Genomic DNA, 15049 nt, shown 5'->3' on the forward strand with positions numbered 1-15049 from the left:
CGGCCGCGCCCGCCGGTCCGACGGTGGCGGCGTGAGCGCCGGCGCGCCCGGAGCCGGGCCGACCGTCCTGGTCACCGGCGGCTCCAGCGGACTCGGCGCGGCTGTGGTCGCCGCGGTGGCCCGCGCCGGCGGACGTCCGCTTGTGCTGGACCGGCAGCGCCCCGCCGACGGGGTGCCCTGGGCCGAGTGCGACCTGGCCGACACCCGCGCCGCCGAGGCCGCCACCCGCGACCTCGCGGAACGTTCCGGTGGGCTGGACGCCGTGGTCACCGCCGCCGGGATGGACGTCCCCGGGAAGCTGGCCGACATCCCGGCGGAGACCTGGGAGCGGATCGTCACCGTGGACCTGTTCGCCACCGCCGCGGTGATCAGGGCCGCGCTGCCCTGGCTGGAGGCGTCCCGGGGCAGCATCGTCACGGTCGCCTCCACGCTCGGGGTGAAGGCGGTCGGCGACGCGACCGCGTACTGCGCGGCGAAGTTCGGGGTGGTCGGCTTCACCCGGGCGCTCGCCGCCGAACTGGCCGGCGCGGTCGGGGTGACGCTGCTGATTCCGGGCGGGATGCGGACCGCGTTCTTCGACGAGCGGGACGCGCAGTACAAGCCCGGCCCGGACGCGGTGCTCAACGAGCCGGCCGACACCGCCGCCGCCGTCATGTTCGCGCTGTCCCAGCCGGCCGGCTGCGCGGTACGCGAGATGGTGGTCTGCGCCGCGCAGGAGTCCTCGTACCCGTGATCCTGGTGCTGCGGGCGCTCGGGGTCGGCGACCTGGCCACCGCCGTGCCGGCGCTGCGTGGCCTGCGCGCCGGGTTCCCGGGCCGGGAGCTGGTGCTCGCCGCGCCGGGCTGGCTGGCACCGCTGGCGGAGCTGACCGGGGCGGTCGACCGGGTACTGCCCACCACCGGACCGGGTCGGATCGCCTGGACCGGTCCGCCCCCCGAGCTGGCGGTCAACCTGCACGGCCGCGGGCCGCAGTCGCACCGGGCGCTGGCCGCCGTACGCCCCGGCCGGCTGCTCGCCCACCGCAACCCGGGTGCCGGACACCCGGACGGCCCGGCCTGGGACGACGACGAGCACGAGGTCCGCCGCTGGTGCCGGCTGCTGCACGCGTACGGGCTGCCGGCCGACCCGGGGGACCTGGCGCTGCGGCGCCCGGCGCTGACCGGCGTACCGGCGGGGGTGACGCTGCTGCACCCGGGCGGCAAGATCCCGGCGAAGCGCTGGCCGGCGGACCGGTTCGCCGGGCTGGCCCGGGAACTGGCCGCGCGCGGGCACCGGGTGGTGGTCACCGGCTCGCCGGACGAGCGGGAGTTGGCCGAGCGCGTCGCCCGCGACGCCGGGCTGCCGCCGGAGGCGGTGCTGGCCGGCCGGACCGGGCTGGCCGAGCTGGCCGCGTTCGTCGCGGGCGCGCGACTGGTGGTCAGCGGGGACACCGGCGTGGCCCACCTCGCCACCGGCTACGGCACCGCGTCGGTGGTGCTGTTCGGGCCGGTGCCCGCGGCGCACTGGGGCCCGCCGCCGGACCGGCCCCGGCACCGGGCGTTGGGTGCGATCGGCCACACGACCGTCAACCCGGATTTGACCGGGTCGGGCGGGGTAGGAACCCACCCGACATTGAACGCCATCGGGATCGACGAGGTGGTGGCTGCGGTGGCAGACGTGGAACGGGTCTCCGGTGCGGTTGCGGCGTAGCGATCCCGGCCGGCCGGGGTACGGGCGCCGCCGGCGGGGCAAGGGCTGGCTGTTCCTCGACCCGGCCGGCGAGCCGGTGCGCGACGCCGGCGAGCTGGCCCGGCTGCGCGAGCTGGTGATCCCGCCCGCCTGGCGGGACGTGTGGATCTCGCCGTACCCGAACGGCCACATCCAGGCCACCGGCGTCGACGCGGCGGGCCGCAAGCAGTACCTCTACCACCCGGACTGGCGGCGCAAGCGCGACGAGGCCAAGTTCGACCACGTGCTGGAGGTGGCGCACCGGCTGCCGGCGCTGCGCGACCGGGTCACGCACGACCTGGCGCTGCGCGGCCTGCGCCGGGAGCGGGTGCTGGCCACCGTCGCCCGGCTGCTCGACATGGGCGCGTTCCGGGTCGGCAGCGACCAGTACGCCACCGGCGAGGACCCCACGTTCGGGGTGGCCACGCTGCGCCCCGAGCACGCCCGCTCCCGGGGCGGGTGCGTGGTGTTCGAGTTCCCGGCCAAGGGTGGCATCGACCAGGTCCGCCGGATCGAGGACGCCGAGCTGTGCCGGGTGCTGCTCAACCTGCGCCGTCGCCGGCGGGCCCAGGAACGGCTGTTCGGCTACTGGGACGGCCGCGCCTGGCGCGACGTGCGCAGCGACGAGGTGAACGACTACCTGCGCGACGCCAGCGGCGGTGAGATGACCGCGAAGGACTTCCGTACCTGGCACGCGACGGTGCTGGCCGCCGCCGAACTGGCCACCGTCGGCCCGCAGCGCTCCGCCACCGCCCGCAGGCGTGCCGTGGCGGCGGTGATGCGTTCGGTCGCCGAACTGCTGGGCAACACCCCGACGGTGGCCCGGACCTCGTACGTGGATCCGCGTGTGGTCGACCTCTACCACGACGGGGTGCTGGCGCCGGTGCAGCCGGAGATGCCGCGCGAGGCGGTGGAGAAGTCGGTGCTGGCGCTGCTGGAGGAGGAGGCCGGCTGACCGCCGACCGGCCCCGTCGGTTCTGGGGGAAACGCGACGGAGCCGGAAATCTCGGTCGCCGATGCGGTTCCGGGGGCTGGCTGTCTACCGGGCGGGGCCGTCCGCGGCCGGGACCGCCGCGGACGGCACGCCCGGCCCCCCGATATCTGTGGGCCCACCGCGAGCGGTTCCGGCCCGGGTTTCAGTGTGTACGGGACAGGTTGACGGCGGATGCCGAGCTGTTGACGATCCGTGCCGATTCCAGGTGACGGGCCCGGTACGCCTGCGGTGTCTCACCCTGCGTGGCCCGGAAGACGCGGCTGAAGTGCGCCTTGTCCCGGAAACCCCAGCGGGCCGCGATGACCTGGATCGAGCGGTCGCTCAGCACCGGGTCGGCCAGGTCACGGCGGCACCGGGCCAGTCGCTCGTCCCGGATGTACGCGGCCACAGTGGTCTCCTCGTCCTCGAAGAGCCGGTGCAGCGAGCGCACCGAGATGTGGTGCGCGTCGGCGACCGCGCCCGGGTCGAGCGTGGCGTCGCCGAGGCGCCGGCGCACGTATGCGCGTACCTGGGACAGCAGGGCGCGCCGCCGGACCTCGGTGGGCACCGCGTCCTCGGAGACGAGGTTGCGGCCGAGCAGCGTGGCGACCAGGTCGAGACCGACGGCGCCGAGGCGCTCCGCGTCGGCCGCGTGGTACTGCTCGGGGTTCGCGGTGATCCGGATGAGGAAGTCGGCGACCAGCCCGCCGACGCCGTCGTTGCCGGACATCCGGCCGGCGAACAGGGGAGCGAGCCGGCGGGGCGGCAGCGGCAGCGCGTCGTACGGCATCAGGGCCACGATCGAGTGCGCGTACCCGGGCCCGGCGGGGTCGGCGTGGTGGCTGACCTCGTACGGGCGGGAACAGTCGTAGAAGGTCAGGTCGCCGGGGCGGCACCGGGCGCGCTGCCCCTCCTGGTCGGCCTGGCTGGTGCCGCTGAGCGTCAGCGCGAGCAGGTAGTAGTCGGGGTCGGAGCGCCGGATCAGTTTCGAGGGGCGCACGCAGTCCACCGACGGGTAGCGGTAACGGATGAGCTGCATCCGGCCCAGGCCGACGAACTCCGCCCGGGCGACGAAGTCGTCGGCGTGCGCGGTGCGTACCCGCAGCGGCGTCGGGATGCTCGCCATCAGGTCCAGCCACATGCCGAAGCGCTCCCGCGGTGGCAGCGCCTGCGTGTCGAGGACCTGCCGGTGCAGCTTCCCGTCCATCAACGACTCCCGTGCTCGTCACACCCCTGCACGAACAGGACGCCCCACGGGGCCGAAAAGAGCCACCCGTGGGGCCGTGACGTCCGTCATTGACGGAGCCGCGCAGGTTCTGTTAGGAGTCCGTTCAGTCGTTCAGCACCTGGGACAGCCGGTCCCGGAAACGGCGCTCGGAATCGGTCACCGCGTCGCCGCCCAGACCCAGGATGCCGCCCGTGGAGGCCGCGCCCACCACCTGCTCGGCGATGTCCACCAGCCAGTGCCGGTACGCCCCGGCCTGCCCCTCGTCCACCCGCGCGGCGAGCAACGCGGACGCCTGCCCGGCCCGGGCCAGCACGTCCTCGATCACCGCCTTCGGGTCCGGCGGCGTGATGACCGGCAGTTCCGCGCCGGTCTCCGGGTCGCCCACCCGGTCGACGACCTCACCGGCCACCGCGGCGACCAGCGGGCTGGCCGACTCACGGCCGGCGGCGATGGTCTCCAGCCCGGCGGCGTTCTCGGCCATGGTGCGGCGGGTGCCGTCGGACTCGGCGGCGGCCGCCGCGGTGAGGACCGACTGCGGCAGCCCCACAAGCAGTCCCCACTCCTCGTCGGAGACGCCGAACCGGGTGTACGCCGGCTGCTCGATCACGATCAGGCCCCTTTCGCCGTGGTCGTCGTTGTCGACGGGCGCCCCCGCGGCGCCCGGGTCAGGCTAGTCCAGCTCCAGCAGGCCCTGTTCGGACACCACGCGCACGGACAGCGTCTTGTAGCCCACCTCGTCGAAGAGCACGGTCATCCGGTCCTCCTCGTAGCTGAGCACCAGGCCGGCGCCCCACTCCGGGTGGCGCACCTGGCTGTGCACCGGGAACGGCCCGACCGCGCCGTCAGCCGCCACACTGGTGCCCGCGTGGCAGTTGTCGCAGTGCCCGCAGACCTCGTTCATCTGCTCACCGAAGTACGCCAGCAGGGCCTGTCCCCGGCACCCGGTGGTCTCGGCGAACGCGCGCATCATGTCGGTACGCGACCTCGTCACCGTCTGCTGCCGTTCCGCCTCGGCCAGCGCGGCGCGGCCGGACTCGGCGGCTGCCGGGGCGTACCGGGGCGCGCCGATGCGCTGCTTGGCCCGTGGTTCGGCGGCGCCGACCTGCTCCAGCAGGGACAGGTACTGCCCCAGCTTGCGCGGACCGAGACCGGTCAGCTCGCGCAGCTCCTTGCGGTTGCGGGCCTTGCCGCGCAGTACCGCGGCGAGCTCGGTCAGTTCCTTGGCGTCGGGCAGCCCGCCGCTGAAGTAGCGCTGCAGGCCGACGTCCTCGGAACGCCACAGCAGCAGCACCCGGGACGGCGAGCCGTCGCGCCCGGCCCGGCCGATCTCCTGGAAGTAGCTGTCCGGCGAGTCGGGCAGCGCCATGTGCACCACCCAGGCGATGTTCGGCTTGTCGATGCCCATGCCGAACGCCGAGGTGGCCACCATGATCGGCACCCGGTCGGCCAGGAACGCCTCGTGCAGCTCGTGCCGGGCGGCGGTGGGCATGCCGCCGTGGTAGAACTCGGCCGGGAAGCCGGCGCCGGTGAGCCGCTCGGCCAGTTCCTCGGCCGCCCGGCGGGTCGGCACGTAGATGATGCCGGGCCGCTCGTCGTCGCGCAGCAGCGCGAGCAGCCGCCGCCACCGGTAGTCGTCGGTCGGGCAGTGGGCCACCTCCAGGAAGAGATTCGGCCGGTCCAGCCCGGAGACCACCACCTCCGGCTCGCGCAGCCGCAGCCGGGCGATGATGTCGTCGCGTACCGGCGGGGAGGCGGTCGCGGTGAGCGCCACCACCGGCGGCCGGCCCAGGCCGTCGATCAGGTGACCGAGCGCCAGGTAGTCCGGCCGGAAGTCGTGGCCCCACGCCGAGATGCAGTGCGCCTCGTCGATCGCCACCAGCGCCGGCTTCAGCTCACGGACCTCGGCGAGGCGGTCCGGGTTGCTCAGCGCCTCCGGCGTGATGAACAGGAACTCCGCGCGCCCGGCGCGGATGTCCTCGATCGCCTCGGCCTGCTGGGCGGCGCTCTCGTCCGAGCTGACCCGCACCGCGCGCAGCTCCGGGCGCTGCCGTTCGTTGAGCGCGGCGATCTGGTCCTGCTGCAACGCCAGCAGCGGCGAGATCACCACCGTCGGGCCGGGGATCAGGCTGGCCGGGATCTGGTAGATCGCCGACTTGCCGGCGCCGGTGGGCAGCACCACGAGGGCGTCGCGGCGCTTCATCACGGCGCGCATGGCGGCGAGCTGGTTGGGCCGCAGCGCGGTCCAGCCGAACAGGTTCCGCGCCGCCCGGCGCAGGCTGGAGGAGTGCGTGGTCAGTTTCATCAAGCGCCTCAGCTACCCCCGGTGATCCCGCGCGAAACCGTCCTGCCCCGTCACCGGAGCCGGGGCAGGACCTCGAGCCGGTACAGGTCGAACAGGCCCTGCCAGTGCGGGCCGGTGTTCGCCACGTAGACCTCGTCGAAGCCGGCCTTGGCGTACTCGTCGATCATCGCCAGGTGGGCGTCGGGGTCCCGGCCGCAGACGAACGCCTCCCGTACCTGCTCCGGCCGGACCAGCTCGGCGGCCTGCTCGAAGTGCCGGGGGGAGGGGAGCACCTGGGACAGTTCGCCCGGGACGCCCGCGTTGGGCCAGCGCTCGTACGCGATCCGCGCGCCCTCGTCGGCGGTGTCGGCGTACGCGGCCTTGAAGCCGCCCTGGCACGGCTTGTCGCCGCCGCCGGACTCGCGGAACCGGCGCACCATGCCGGCGTCCGGCATGGTGCTGACGTAGCCGTCGCCGATCCGGCCGGCCAGCTCGATCGACTTCGGGCCGAACCCGGAGACGTAGATCGGCGGGGGCGTGTCCGGCCGGGTGTAGATCCGGGCGTGCTCGACTGTGTAGTGCTTGCCGTGGTGGTTGACGAACCCGCCGCGCCACAGCTCGCGGATCACCTCCACCGCTTCCTCAAGCATCTCCAGTCGCACGTCGGTCTGCGGCCAGGCGTCGCCGAAGATGTGCTCGTTGAGCGCCTCGCCGGTGCCCACGCCGAGCACGAACCGGCCCTCGTGCAGGACCGCGCTGGTGGCCGCGGCCTGCGCGATGACGGCCGGGTGGATGCGCATGGTCGGGCAGGTGACAGCAGTGGTCACCGGCAGCCGGCAGACCTGGCTGAGCGCGCCGATGGTGGACCAGACGAACGGGCTCTGACCCTGCGCGTCGACCCACGGGTGGTAGTGGTCGGAGATCCACAGTGCCTCGAAGCCGGCCTGCTCGGCGCCGCGCGCCTGGGCCAGCAGTTCCGCCGGGGTGTACTCCTCGCTGGACAGGAAGTAGCCGATCTTCATTGGTGTGTGCCCTCTCCGCCGTGACCGGCGGGGTGCGCCGGTGACCGGACGGCTCTGTCGCGTCCGGACACGGCAAGCCCTACCCCCGGCGGCGGGCTCCAACCCGGGGGCGCGGGATCAGCGCCGGAACATGGCCCGGATCGCGATCAGCAGGAACAGGCCGCCGACCACCAGGCCGAGCAGGCGCACGCCGGGTATGTCGGCGGCGCTGGTGGCGTCGGCGAGCGGCAGAGCGGACATGTGGGAACTCTCCCACGGCCTGCCGCCGGACGCCACCGGCTAACAGTAAGGATTGTTGACTATTTAGCTGCGCGGTGTGACCATGTCAGCACCCGCCGGCCCCGGCGGGTCCGTGGGGGAGACGGGGGTACGACAGCAGATGAGCGAGCGGACCGTGGGATCGACCGGAGACCTGGCGGCGCTCGCCGCCGCCGTCCTGCAACCGGGGTTCGTCGGCACCACACCGCCGCCCTGGGTGTGCCGCTGGCTCGGCGAGGGCCTCGGCTCGGTCGTCCTGTTCGCCCGCAACGTCGTCGACCACGACCAGGTCGCCACGCTCACCGCGAACCTGCGCGCCGAGCGGCCCGACGTCATCGTGGCGATCGACGAGGAAGCCGGCGACGTCACCCGGATCGAGTCCGCCCGCGGCAGCTCCCGCCCCGGCAACTACGCCCTCGGCGCGGTGGACGACCCGGCGCTGACCGAGGAGGTCGCCCGCGACCTCGGCGCCGAACTCGCGACCGTCGGCGTGACGCTGGACTACGCCCCGGACGCCGACGTCAACTCCAACCCGGCCAACCCGGTCATCGGGGTGCGCTCCTTCGGCGCCGACCCGGACCTGGTCGCCCGGCACACCGCCGCCTGGGTACGCGGCCTGCAGTCCGGCGGCGTCGCCGCCTGCGCCAAGCACTTCCCCGGGCACGGCGACACCCGGGTCGACTCGCACCACGACCTGCCCCGCATCGGCGGCGACCGGGCCCGCCTCGACGCGGTCGAGCTGGCCCCGTTCCGTGCCGCCGTGGCCGCCGGGGCGCAGGCGGTGATGACCGGTCACCTGCTGGTGCCGGCCCTGGACCCGGAACTGCCCGCCACGCTCAGCCCACGCGTGCTCGGCGGCCTGCTGCGCGAGGAGATGGGCTTCGGCGGCGTGGTGGTCACCGACGCGGTGGAGATGCGCGCGGTGGCCGACCGGTACGGCTTCACCGGCGCCGCGGTGCGCGCGCTCGTGGCCGGCGCCGACGCGATCTGCGTCGGCGGGGAACGGGCCACCGAGGCCGACGCCCGCGAGCTGCGCGACGCGATCGTCGCGGCGGTGATCAGCGGGGAACTGCCTGAGGAACGGCTCGCCGAGGCGGCGAAGCGCGTCGGTCAGCTCGCCGCGTGGAGCGTCGCCGCCCGCGCCCGCCGGGCCACCGGCACGCCGCCCGCGAACGGCTCACCGGTCGGGCTCGCCGCCGCCCGCCGCGCGGTCCGGATCACCGGCGACGCCGGGCTGCTGCCACTGACCGGGCCGGCCCACGTGGTGGAGTTCGCGCCCCCGCGCAACATCGCCATCGGCGAGGAGACACCGTGGGGCATCGCCGCGCCCCTGGCCCACCTGGCGCCCGGCACCACCACCGCCCGCTACGCCGCCGACGCCGTACCGGCCGACCCGGGCGCGGCGCCCGCCGGCCGGCCGCTGGTGCTCGTGGTGCGCGACCTGCACCGCCACGACTGGATGCGGGACGCGGTGCGCCGGGCGCTCGCCGCCCGCCCCGACGCGGTGGTGGTCGAGATGGGCGTGCCCGAACTGGTCACCGGCGCGGTGCACCTGGCCACCCACGGCGCCACCGCCGCCGCGGCGCGGGCCGCCGCCGAGATGCTGACCGGGGCACGCTGACTCCCGGCCCGGCCGGGCGGGAAGGCCCCCCGGCCGGGCCGGGCCTCACGGCTCGCCGGCCACCAGGTCGGCGTACTCCGGGTGGCGCTCGATGAACGAGGCCACGAACGTGCACTGCGGCACCACCCGGCCGCCCCGGGCGCGGACCTGGTCCAGCGCGCCCCGGACCAGCGCCGCGCCGACGCCCTGACCCTGGAACCGGTCGTCGACCTCGGTGTGCGTGAAGACGAGCGTCTCGCCCCGGGGCGCGTACGCGGCGAACCCGGCCAGCGCGTCGTCCACCAGGATCTCGAAGCGGCGCTCGGCGGTGTTCTCCTCGACCAGAAAGCTCACCGGACCATTCTCCCTCCGGGCCCGGCCAGCCGGTCCAGTTCGGCCAGCAGCCGGTCCACCTCGTCGACCGTGTTGTAGTGGTAGACACTGGCCCGCACGGCGCCGCCGCTGCCCCGCAGGCCCATGCCCTCGAAGTACTCGTAGGCGTAGTAGTCGCCGTGCGACAGGCACAGCCCCGCCTCGCCCAGCGCCTCCGCCGTCCGCGCCGGGGTCAGGCCGGCCACCCGGAACGACACCGTCGGGCAGCGCCGGGCCGGTGCGCCGTACACGGTCACGAACGACCTGTCGGCGAGCCCGGCGAGCAACCGGTCGAAGACCGCCTCCTCGTGCGCCTGCGCGGCGGCCAGCCCGGCGCGCACCCGCTCGCGCCGGTCGCCGGTCGCCGCCGGGTCCAGAGCGGCCAGATGGTCCACCGCGGCGGTCACGCCGGCCAGCAGCGGGAAGCTCGGCGTGCCGTACTCGAACCGGTCCGGCACACCGTCGGCGGAGGGGACCAGCTTCGCCGGGCGCAGGGCCGCCCAGCGCGCCGGGTCGGCGACCATCGCCGCCAGGTGCGGACCGGACCACTTGTACGCGCTCGTCACCAGGAAGTCCGCGCCGAGCGAGGCCAGGTCGGTCGGGCCGTGCGGCACCGAGTGCACGCCGTCCACGCAGACCAGCGCGCCGGCGGCGTGCGCGGTCTTGGCGATCGCCGCCACGTCCGGCACGGTGCCGATCGCGTTGCTGCCGGCGGTCACCGCCACCAGCCGGGTGCGCTCGGTGACCAGGTCGGCGTACTGGCCGGGGGGCAGCTCACCGGTCGCCGGGTCGAACCCGGCCCAGCGCACGGTGGCGCCGGCCGCCTGCGCGGCCTGCACCCACGGGCGGACGTTCGCGTCGTGGTCCAGCCGGGAGACCACCACCTCGTCGCCCGGACGCCAGCCGGCGCCGAGCGTCCGGGCCAGCGTGTAGGTCAGCGCGGTGGCGCTCGGCCCGAGCACCACGCCGGACGGCTGCGCGTCGAGCAGGTCGGCCACGGCGGCCCGCGCCCCCGCGACCAGATCCAGCGCCCGGCGGCCGGGCCGGAAGGCGGTGCTGCGGTTGCCCGTCGCGGCGCGCATCGCCCCGGCCACCGCCTCGACGACAGCTTCGGCGGTCTGGGTGCCCCCGGCGCCGTCGAAGTGGGCGAAACCCTCGCCCAGGGCAGGGTAGGCGGCCCGGACCCGGGCGACGTCGAAAGCCATTCCGGCACCCTAGCGCGCACCCCGGACACCCCGCCCGGCGTGGCCGCCGGCCCGCCCGCCCGCGCGGGCGCGGTGGCGCACGCCGCCTATCCTTGGGCGGGTGACGATCCGACGCGCCACCTCCGTCCCCGCCCGCCGCGCCGCCGGTCTGCTCGCCGGCCTCGCCCTCGGCGCCGCACTGCTCGCCGGATGCAGCTCCGAAGGTGCCGAGACCGACTGCGGCCTCGACGCCTGCACGGTCACCTTCGACCGCGGCGTGGAGGCCAGTGCCCGGATCCTCGGCATCGAGGCGAAGCTGATCGGCGCCGACGGCGACCAGGTCACCGTCGAGGTCGCCGGGGAGCAGCTCTCGCTCACCGTCGGCCAGCAGGCCACCGAGGTCGCCGGCTTCCAGGTCAGCCTGGACAGCGTCACCGAGCAGCAGGTCGTGGTCCGGGTCGCCCGCGACCTCAACGGCTGATCCGTTTCGGCCGTCCCGCCCGGCGGGTGGAGACGTTTGGAAATCCGCCCGCCGGGAGACTGAGGGCTCATGTCTCTCACCCGGAATGCCGGAGCCACCGCCGCCCAGGCTCGTAACAGCCGGTGGCTCGAACTGTTGACCCGTGCCGGATTCATCGGATACGGGGTGGTGCACCTCCTCTTCGCCTGGCTGGCGCTGCAGATCGCCTTCGGTAACTCGGGCGAGGAGGGGAACCAGAACGGCGCGCTGCGCACCCTCGGCGAACAGCCGCTCGGGAAGTTCGTCCTGATCGCGGTGGCGGTCGGCCTGTTCGCCATGGCGATCTGGCAGGCCTTCGAGGCAGCGATCGGCCACGTGTCCAAGACCGGCAAGGAACGGATCTTCGAGCGGATCGCCTCGGTGGTCCGGGTCGTCGTCTTCGTCTGGCTGGGCTGGACCGCGATCAGGGTGGTCCAGGACGCCAGCGCCAACGCCTCGAACCGGCAGGAGCAGCTCTCCGAGAGGCTGATGGCCTCCGACGGCGGCCGCTGGCTCGTCGCACTGGCCGGACTGGTGCTCGCCGCGGTCGGCGTCGGCATGGTGATCTACGGCCTGAAGAAGAAGTTCGAGCGCAACCTCAAGACCGGCGAGATGAGCCCGAAGACCCGGCAGCTCACCCGCCGCCTCGGCACGGCCGGGTACGCCGCCCGGGGTTCCGTGTTCGCCATCACCGGCCTGCTGATCGTGGTCGCCGCGGTGAACTACGACCCGGAGAAGGCGCGTGGCCTGGACGCCGCCCTGCGGACGCTGCGCGACCAGCCGTACGGGCCGTGGCTGCTGGCGGTCATGGCGCTCGGCATCGCCGCGTTCGGCGTCTACTGCTTCTTCCAGTCCCGTTACCGCAAGGTCTGATCCTGGTCGATACCCGGGCAGCCGGGCACGATTGGGCCTTTGCCCGATTGCCGCCCGGGCGGGAGGAGAGAGAGTTCGTGCAGAGTTACGTCGTGACCATCGCCGCCGCGCTCGCCGCGGCGGCGATGGCGTTGGTGCTGGCCCAGGTGGTGCACCGGGTCACCCGCCGCCTCGGCCGCCGGTCGCTGCTGATGACCGAGCTGACCGAGCACGCGCACCGCGCGTTCCAGGTCGCGCTCACCGTGGCCGCGGTGCAGTTCGCGGTCCGGTTCACCACCGGGTACGCGGTCGGCAGCCCGTGGCGGCAGTTCGTCCTCCACACGCTGGTGCTGGCGACGATCGCCGCCACGGCGTGGCTGGTGGCCGCGCTGCTGGTGGTCGCGGAGGACACCGCGCTGGCCCGGTTCCGGGTCGACGTGCCGAACAACAGGCACGCCCGCCGTGTGCGTACCCAGGTCGTGCTGCTGCGCCGGCTCACCATCGCGGTGATCGTGATCCTCACGGTCGGTGTGATGCTGATGACGTTCCCGGCCGTACGCGGCATCGGCGCCGGTGTGCTCACCTCCGCCGGTGTGATCGCCGCGGTCGCCGCGCTGGCCGCGCAGAGCCTGCTCGGCAACGTCTTCGCCGGTCTCCAGCTCGCGTTCAGCGACGCGGTGCGCCTGGACGACGTGGTCGTGGTCGAGGGGGAGTGGGGCCGGATCGAGGAGCTGACGCTCAGCTACGTGGTGGTGCAGATCTGGGACGACCGCCGGCTGATCCTGCCCACCTCGTACTTCACCAGCCGGCCGTTCCAGAACTGGACCCGTACCGAGGCGGCCGTGCTCGGCACCGCCGAGTTCGACCTGGACTGGGCCATACCGGTGCAGGCGATGCGGGAGGAGCTGCGCCGCCTGTGCGAGGGCACCGAGCTGTGGGACGGGCGGGTCTGCGTGCTCCAGGTGACCGACGCGACCGGCGGCCTGGTCAAGGTCCGCGCGCTGGTCAGCGCCGCCGACGCGGGCAGTCTGTGGGATCTGCGCTGCCTGGTCCGCGAGCACCTGGTGACCTGGGTGCGCGACCAGCGCCCGACCGCCCTGCCCCGGCTACGCGCCGAGGTCGGCGACGCCACCGGCCCGCTGCCCTGGCATGCGGTGCAGCCGCGCCGCCCGGTACGCCGCGCGGCCGACACCGAGGCGCCCGACGACGCACGGGTCTTCGGCGGCAGCGACGACGGCGAGGCCCGCAGCGAGGTGTTCGTGGGCCGGGAGGAGCACGTCGAGGCGCGTCGCTGATCCCGTACCCCCGACCGGAACCCCGGCCGCCCACGGCGGGCGGGGGTTCGGCGCGTACGGGCGGCTTTCCGGCCGGACTGGTTTGGCCGGGCGGTGGCGGGGGACGTGGTGCGCACGCCCCGGATCCGGTGCCCGGCACCGGGTCGCGGCGGCGCGCGGCCGGGCGGACCGGCCGCGCCGCGCAGGATTGACGGGCGGCGACTCCGGGCATACAGCGCGGTGATGACGAAAGGAGGACAGCATGGCTGACGTCGCGAGTCGCAGCACGTCGCGGACCGGGAGCGAGCCGTCCACCGCCGAACTGGTACAGCGCGCCACCGAGCAGGTCACCCGCCTGGTGCGGGACGAGCTGGCCCTGGCCCGTGCGGAGCTGACCCAGAAGGGCAAGCACGCCGGGATCGGGATCGGGCTGTTCGGCGGCGGCGGGGTGATGGCGCTTTACGGCGCCGGAGCCCTGGTCGCCACCGTGATCCTGTTGCTGGCGCTTGTCATGCCGGCGTGGCTGGCCGCCCTCATCGTGGCGGTGGCGCTGTTCCTGCTCGCCGGGATCCTGGCGCTGGTGGGTAAGAAGCAGGTCAGCCGTGCCGTCCCGCCGGTGCCGGAGGCGGCGGTCCGCAGCGTTCGGGCGGACGTCGACACGGTCACCGCCGCGGTGAAGGACGGGAGGCGGGCATGACCGGTAACGGGACCGGGGACGTGGCGGCGCTCCGGGAGGAGATCCGCCGGACCCGGGTGGAACTCGGTGAGACGATGGAGCTGCTCGCGGCCAGGGCCGATCCGAAGGCGCTGGTGCGGCACTCCGCCGAGCAGGCGAAGGCGCGGATGCGTGAGCAGGCGTCGCTGACCGCGGCCCGGATGCGCGGGCGGGCGGCCGAGCGGGCCCGGCTGGTCCGGGCACAGGCGTACGAGAAGAGCGAGGCGGTCGGGCGCAACCCGTTGCCGTGGGCGGCCATCGCGGCCGGCGCGCTGGTGACCGCGGTGGTGCTGGTGATCGTCCGAGGGAGGCACAGGTGAGTGGGAAGATCGGCAAGGCGGCGTACCGGCCGGTGGGGGTGCTGCTCGGCCTGGCCGCGGGTGCCGTCGCCGGGGCGATCTTCCGCCAGGTCTGGAAGGTGACGGCGGGCGACGGCGAGGCGCCGAGCGCCACCGACGAGGACCGTGGCTGGGGCGAGGTGCTCGCCGCCGCGGCCCTGCAGGGGGCCATCTTCTCGGCGGTGCGGGCCGCCGTCGACCGGGGTGGAGCGGTCGGCGTACGACGGCTGACCGGTCACTGGCCGGACTGACGAAAAGCCGGAAAAGGCCCCTTTCCCGAGCGTGGGGGAGGGGCCTTCGGCATGGCTCCGGCGGGACCGCGCACCGCCGCCCGCGCGACCTTCAGGTCACATGTCGGAGAATTTCGTCCGCAAGGCTGTGCGAAGTTTTGGCGTACGTGGTTTGCTGTCTCACGCTGTTGAGAGACGCGTGGGTTGAGAGAAGTCTCCTGCATTGGGGGCCGCCTCAGGCGCCGCTGCTCGAAAACGGCCAATCGGCCGCACGGCGTGCTCGGCCGCCAGTTTTAGAAGGAGATACACATGGCGCAGGGAACCGTGAAGTGGTTCAACGCTGACAAGGGCTTCGGCTTCATCACCGTCGACGGCGGGGGTGCTGACGTGTTCGTCCACTTCTCGGCCATCCAGACCAGCGGCTACCGCACGCTGGAGGAGAACCAGCGGGTGGAGTTCGAGATCGCCCAGGGTCAGAAGGGTCCGCAGGCCGAGCAGGTCCGCCCCATCTGAGCT

General features: G+C 74.2%; 18 protein-coding genes. 11 read left to right on the top strand and 7 right to left on the bottom strand.

Annotation, left to right across the window (positions count from 1 at the left end):
• Window positions 1-31 precede the first annotated feature (31 nt).
• The 3 genes from GA0070215_RS20395 to GA0070215_RS20405 are packed head-to-tail and all read left to right on the top strand — an operon-like array spanning window position 32 to window position 2662.
• Window positions 32-733: an SDR family oxidoreductase gene (locus GA0070215_RS20395; protein WP_091048636.1), complete on the top strand. Its 702-nt coding sequence runs from the start codon at window positions 32-34 to the stop codon at window positions 731-733.
• Window positions 730-1689, top strand: a complete 960-nt coding sequence (locus tag GA0070215_RS20400) for a glycosyltransferase family 9 protein (RefSeq protein ID WP_091048639.1) — start codon at window positions 730-732, stop codon at window positions 1687-1689. Before GA0070215_RS20395 ends, GA0070215_RS20400 begins: the two co-directional genes overlap by 4 nt.
• Window positions 1673-2662: a DNA topoisomerase IB gene (locus GA0070215_RS20405; RefSeq protein ID WP_091048642.1), complete on the top strand. Its 990-nt coding sequence runs from the start codon at window positions 1673-1675 to the stop codon at window positions 2660-2662. Before GA0070215_RS20400 ends, GA0070215_RS20405 begins: the two co-directional genes overlap by 17 nt.
• A 181-nt stretch (window positions 2663-2843) precedes the next feature.
• Here GA0070215_RS20405 and GA0070215_RS20410 read toward each other — a convergent pair whose 3' ends face one another.
• From GA0070215_RS20410 to GA0070215_RS29585, 5 genes are all read right to left on the bottom strand, one after another.
• Complete coding sequence (locus tag GA0070215_RS20410; RefSeq protein ID WP_091048645.1) at window positions 2844-3887, bottom strand: AraC-like ligand-binding domain-containing protein; 1044 nt, start codon at window positions 3885-3887, stop codon at window positions 2844-2846.
• Window positions 3888-4011: 124 nt separating this feature from the next.
• Window positions 4012-4515: a hypothetical protein gene (locus GA0070215_RS20415; protein WP_018784983.1), complete on the bottom strand. Its 504-nt coding sequence runs from the start codon at window positions 4513-4515 to the stop codon at window positions 4012-4014.
• A gap of 63 nt (window positions 4516-4578) precedes the next feature.
• Entirely contained in the window at window positions 4579-6210 is a 1632-nt protein-coding gene (locus tag GA0070215_RS20420) for a RecQ family ATP-dependent DNA helicase (RefSeq protein WP_018784984.1), read from the bottom strand.
• Between the two features lie 50 nt (window positions 6211-6260).
• Window positions 6261-7211, bottom strand: a complete 951-nt coding sequence (locus tag GA0070215_RS20425; protein WP_091048649.1) for a TIGR03557 family F420-dependent LLM class oxidoreductase — start codon at window positions 7209-7211, stop codon at window positions 6261-6263.
• Window positions 7212-7328: 117 nt separating this feature from the next.
• A complete protein-coding gene (locus GA0070215_RS29585) occupies window positions 7329-7451 on the bottom strand; it encodes a hypothetical protein (protein ID WP_013285408.1) in 123 nt (40 codons plus the stop codon).
• A gap of 139 nt (window positions 7452-7590) precedes the next feature.
• Between GA0070215_RS29585 and GA0070215_RS20430 the strand changes: the two genes are divergently transcribed.
• A complete protein-coding gene (locus GA0070215_RS20430; RefSeq protein WP_091048652.1) occupies window positions 7591-9090 on the top strand; it encodes a glycoside hydrolase family 3 protein in 1500 nt (499 codons plus the stop codon).
• Window positions 9091-9135: 45 nt separating this feature from the next.
• Here GA0070215_RS20430 and GA0070215_RS20435 read toward each other — a convergent pair whose 3' ends face one another.
• A complete protein-coding gene (locus GA0070215_RS20435; RefSeq protein WP_091048656.1) occupies window positions 9136-9423 on the bottom strand; it encodes a GNAT family N-acetyltransferase in 288 nt (95 codons plus the stop codon).
• Window positions 9420-10646, bottom strand: a complete 1227-nt coding sequence (locus GA0070215_RS20440; RefSeq protein ID WP_091048659.1) for a cysteine desulfurase-like protein — start codon at window positions 10644-10646, stop codon at window positions 9420-9422. The genes GA0070215_RS20435 and GA0070215_RS20440 overlap by 4 nt, the downstream gene beginning before the upstream one ends.
• 100 nt (window positions 10647-10746) lie before the next feature.
• Here GA0070215_RS20440 and GA0070215_RS20445 point away from each other — a divergent pair, with 100 nt between their 5' ends.
• From GA0070215_RS20445 to GA0070215_RS20475, 7 genes are all read left to right on the top strand, one after another.
• Window positions 10747-11106 carry a hypothetical protein gene (locus tag GA0070215_RS20445; RefSeq protein WP_018784989.1) on the top strand — a complete coding sequence of 120 codons (360 nt, stop codon included), beginning with the start codon at window positions 10747-10749 and terminating at the stop codon, window positions 11104-11106.
• 69 nt (window positions 11107-11175) lie between these two features.
• Entirely contained in the window at window positions 11176-11997 is an 822-nt protein-coding gene (locus GA0070215_RS20450) for a DUF1206 domain-containing protein (protein WP_026267781.1), read from the top strand.
• Between the two features lie 77 nt (window positions 11998-12074).
• On the top strand, window positions 12075-13271 hold the full coding sequence (locus tag GA0070215_RS20455; RefSeq protein WP_091048663.1) for a mechanosensitive ion channel family protein: 1197 nt from the start codon (window positions 12075-12077) through the stop codon (window positions 13269-13271).
• Window positions 13272-13512: 241 nt separating this feature from the next.
• Entirely contained in the window at window positions 13513-13947 is a 435-nt protein-coding gene (locus tag GA0070215_RS20460) for a phage holin family protein (protein ID WP_013474843.1), read from the top strand.
• On the top strand, window positions 13944-14285 hold the full coding sequence (locus GA0070215_RS20465; protein ID WP_018784992.1) for a DUF3618 domain-containing protein: 342 nt from the start codon (window positions 13944-13946) through the stop codon (window positions 14283-14285). The genes GA0070215_RS20460 and GA0070215_RS20465 overlap by 4 nt, the downstream gene beginning before the upstream one ends.
• Window positions 14282-14554: a DUF4235 domain-containing protein gene (locus GA0070215_RS20470; protein WP_018784993.1), complete on the top strand. Its 273-nt coding sequence runs from the start codon at window positions 14282-14284 to the stop codon at window positions 14552-14554. Before GA0070215_RS20465 ends, GA0070215_RS20470 begins: the two co-directional genes overlap by 4 nt.
• 288 nt (window positions 14555-14842) lie before the next feature.
• A complete protein-coding gene (locus GA0070215_RS20475) occupies window positions 14843-15046 on the top strand; it encodes a cold-shock protein (protein ID WP_007075740.1) in 204 nt (67 codons plus the stop codon).
• The last annotated feature ends 3 nt before the right edge of the window (window positions 15047-15049 follow it).

The sequence above is a fragment of the Micromonospora marina genome (genome assembly GCF_900091565.1).
Classification (GTDB): domain Bacteria; phylum Actinomycetota; class Actinomycetes; order Mycobacteriales; family Micromonosporaceae; genus Micromonospora; species Micromonospora marina.

Coding starts and splice junctions, on each gene's coding strand:
- GA0070215_RS20425 (WP_091048649.1), bottom strand. CDS start 7,211: ATGAAGATCGGCTACTTCCTGTCCAGCGAGGAGTACACCCCGGCGGAA.
- GA0070215_RS20420 (WP_018784984.1), bottom strand. CDS start 6,210: ATGAAACTGACCACGCACTCCTCCAGCCTGCGCCGGGCGGCGCGGAAC.
- GA0070215_RS20475 (WP_007075740.1), top strand. CDS start 14,843: ATGGCGCAGGGAACCGTGAAGTGGTTCAACGCTGACAAGGGCTTCGGC.
- GA0070215_RS20430 (WP_091048652.1), top strand. CDS start 7,591: ATGAGCGAGCGGACCGTGGGATCGACCGGAGACCTGGCGGCGCTCGCC.
- GA0070215_RS20465 (WP_018784992.1), top strand. CDS start 13,944: ATGACCGGTAACGGGACCGGGGACGTGGCGGCGCTCCGGGAGGAGATC.
- GA0070215_RS20410 (WP_091048645.1), bottom strand. CDS start 3,887: ATGGACGGGAAGCTGCACCGGCAGGTCCTCGACACGCAGGCGCTGCCA.
- GA0070215_RS20440 (WP_091048659.1), bottom strand. CDS start 10,646: ATGGCTTTCGACGTCGCCCGGGTCCGGGCCGCCTACCCTGCCCTGGGC.
- GA0070215_RS29585 (WP_013285408.1), bottom strand. CDS start 7,451: ATGTCCGCTCTGCCGCTCGCCGACGCCACCAGCGCCGCCGACATACCC.
- GA0070215_RS20450 (WP_026267781.1), top strand. CDS start 11,176: ATGTCTCTCACCCGGAATGCCGGAGCCACCGCCGCCCAGGCTCGTAAC.
- GA0070215_RS20460 (WP_013474843.1), top strand. CDS start 13,513: ATGGCTGACGTCGCGAGTCGCAGCACGTCGCGGACCGGGAGCGAGCCG.